The 2723-nt window shown below is 56.6% G+C and carries 3 protein-coding genes; 1 reads left to right on the forward strand and 2 read right to left on the reverse strand.

The features are described from left to right. Nucleotides 1-294: 294 nt before the first annotated feature. Nucleotides 295-447: a hypothetical protein gene (locus tag ACMLHG_RS13965; RefSeq protein WP_417170889.1), complete on the reverse strand. Its 153-nt coding sequence runs from the start codon at nt 445-447 to the stop codon at nt 295-297. A gap of 271 nt (nt 448-718) precedes the next feature. Here ACMLHG_RS13965 and ACMLHG_RS13970 point away from each other — a divergent pair, with 271 nt between their 5' ends. Then, a complete protein-coding gene (locus tag ACMLHG_RS13970) occupies nt 719-1147 on the forward strand; it encodes a hypothetical protein (protein ID WP_295810941.1) in 429 nt (142 codons plus the stop codon). 63 nt (nt 1148-1210) lie between these two features. Here the strand turns inward: ACMLHG_RS13970 and ACMLHG_RS13975 are convergent. Beyond that, nucleotides 1211-2723, reverse strand: a 1513-nt coding sequence (locus ACMLHG_RS13975) for an amylo-alpha-1,6-glucosidase (protein ID WP_417170890.1), incomplete at its 5' end; no start/stop codon positions are given.

A 2723-nucleotide genomic window follows, 5' to 3' on the forward strand; every position in this document is an offset into this window, starting at 1 on the left:
CCGCATAATGTCCACTATGCCAAGCCGCCGGCTCAATTATTGACTACTGAAACGCCGTCGGCTTGACATAGCCTGATTCATTATGCGACGTTAGAAATATACCGTAAAGCCACGAGAAAGGCCCGGAAATCCCGACGGGTATAATCACCCTGCCGGATCAATAACCGAGCCTCTATGACGTTCGGCGAAGTTTCGAGAGATGCCGATCATACGGCGCGCCAGCACCGCCGGGCAAAAGGCCGAAGAGACATGAAGTCTTTTTTCGGCGCTTTTTGCTCCGGCTGGATGCAGGCGCTAAGAGATTACTCTTGCATCCTTGAAGAACTCAATCGCCAGCTTGGAGAGTAACGCGGAAGCCCGGTCGTAATCGTTCATGGCGGCATAATTTCGAAGCAAAGCCTTTTCCGCCGTGGAGAGCTTGCGGAACCCTTCGGCGACAATATCCATGAACTTGCGCAATTCCGGTTGCGCCGCACCTTCGGTAATCGCCAGATCAGAAACATCCCCGATCCCGAAATAGGCTTTCAGACCGCGCGACCAGCAAAGCGAGTGGATCCCGCGAGTTGCCCGGAGGAGTTTGTGAAACGAGCTTTATCGATGAAAAAATAGATCCCCTACCCTGTCTCTGCAACTTGAGTTCCCCTGCCTGTTGCTGACAAATTTTCTGAGTTGCAATTTCCGGCATCAACGTGTATAGTATGGTGTAAGGAGGCACCTTATGACGGAATCCGGCGATTTATTTGCAACGATAAAACGATCCCGCATCCTTCGATGGTGCGCCGCTCTGTTCGCCCTCTTGCCGGCGGCTTTTTCTGAATGGATGGCCATCGTGGTGACACTCTCTTATTTTCAATGGTCACCGTTGGGATATGAACCGTGTGGTCTGCAGGCTATCGCCTGGTTTCTAATGATTTATCCGATGTTGGCGATAGATCTTCTGATTCGCGGTATCGTAATGGCAGCGTACCGTTTGCCCTGGCTTTTTCTCCTGTTCCCGGTTGTGCTCGGTGTGTTTTTCCTGCCTATGGCGTACTTCTCGTGGTGGAGCTTTGCAGCACTTACTGGAATTGTGATCACTCTGCTGCTTTTTCTTGCGGCAATTGTAACGGATATTATTTTCTGGAAGAGAAGCACTGACCGTTCTTGATTCCGCCAAAGAGCAGGGTGCCGGGAATGGCTCCCCTGCCCTCTGCTCTCTGAATCCTCCGCATCAGGACCAGGCCCCGAACGCCATATCCAGATACAGTGTCCCCGTCCAGCCGTAGTCATAGAAGACCTGATGGTACGGGCTGTCATCCGGATCGAGCGAGGTTTTGCGCAGCAGCTGCGGCGGGTCGCACTCCCGACGGTCGTCGTAGAATTCGAAGAAGGTGCCGTACTTCTGATAGAATTTCTCCACCTCCCGCATGGTGTTTTGCAACAGCTGGTCCGCCTCCGCCCGGAATCCGTATCGTCTCAGGCCTTCGCTGATCAGATAGTTGATGTTGACCCAGACCGGGCCGCGCCACATGTCCTTCGCGTAGGCGGCTTCGGAAACCCGGCTGATCGAAGGCACCCCGAAGGGCGTCCCGAATTTGGCGGGGTCCGTGAGCTGTTTCACCATTCTTGCCGCCTGTTCTGGAGACGGCGCGCCGGAGAGCAGCGGCAGGAATCCGGCGGAGCTGTAGACGTTCGTCCGGCGGTTCGCCGTTACATCGTAATCGGTGTACATTCCCTCTGCGTCATCCCAAAGCCTTTCATTCATCAGGCGGTTGAGCCGGGCATGATGCTCCTGCCAGAAGGAAACATCTGCGGCAAAACCGTATCGAGCGGCAAATTTGCCCATGAGTTCGCATTCCCGGGCGAGATAGGCGTTGAAATCCGGTGCATCCAGCTGGATTGCTCCATCGAAACGCGGCGAATTATCCATGCCGCTTTCGCCGCTGCGGCAGTCGGCATGGGCTTCGATTGCCCACTCCATCAGTCCGGCCCCGTCACTGTCGCGGTGAGCGAAGATCCACTCCAGAAAACGCTTCAACCGCGGATAAAGCCCCCTCACCCACTCCGGATTCGATTCCGCCTCCTCCACCTTTGCGATGCCGAATGCGAGAATCGGAGGCTGCGTAATATCCGAGAAGCCGGTGGGCGATGCCGCATGCGGGATAAATCCGTCTTCCCGGCAGACATCGAAAACAGCGCTGATGAAATTGCGCGCCAATTCCGGATTCAACCGCCGCATGCCGATGGCGTGAAATACCGAATCCCACAGCCACATTCTGCGGTGCGGCCAGCGGTCCGGCGTGCTCCAGAAGTGTTTCAAAACTCCTTCCGGGGAACAGACCTGGGTTTTGAGCATCGAACAGGCTTTGGCGGCCGTACGGCGGGAAAGTTCGGAGAGTGACTCCGGCAGCGTTACTCCGGCGAACCAGCGGCGACGCGCGGCAAACAAGGTTTCAAAATCGGCGTCCAGGAGTTCCGGACAGAATTTTTCCCGCACTCCGAGCAGCACGCGCCCCCTGCCCTGCCGAATGCGCACCGCGTCTGCGAGGCCCAGAGCCCGGCACTCTCCATCGATCAGCAGATGATACGCGTCCGCCATTACACCGCGCACGACACGCCCCTGCCCGGTGACGAGGCGGAAATAATCCCCGGCCAGACAGCATTCCGCCGGCGGCCGGTCATCCAGCAGAACAGTGCCGCCGGCGACCGGAAGTTTTACTTCAAAAGCGGTCATGCCGTCGACG

Source organism: Victivallis sp. (genome assembly GCF_048170485.1).
Taxonomy (GTDB): domain Bacteria; phylum Verrucomicrobiota; class Lentisphaeria; order Victivallales; family Victivallaceae; genus Victivallis.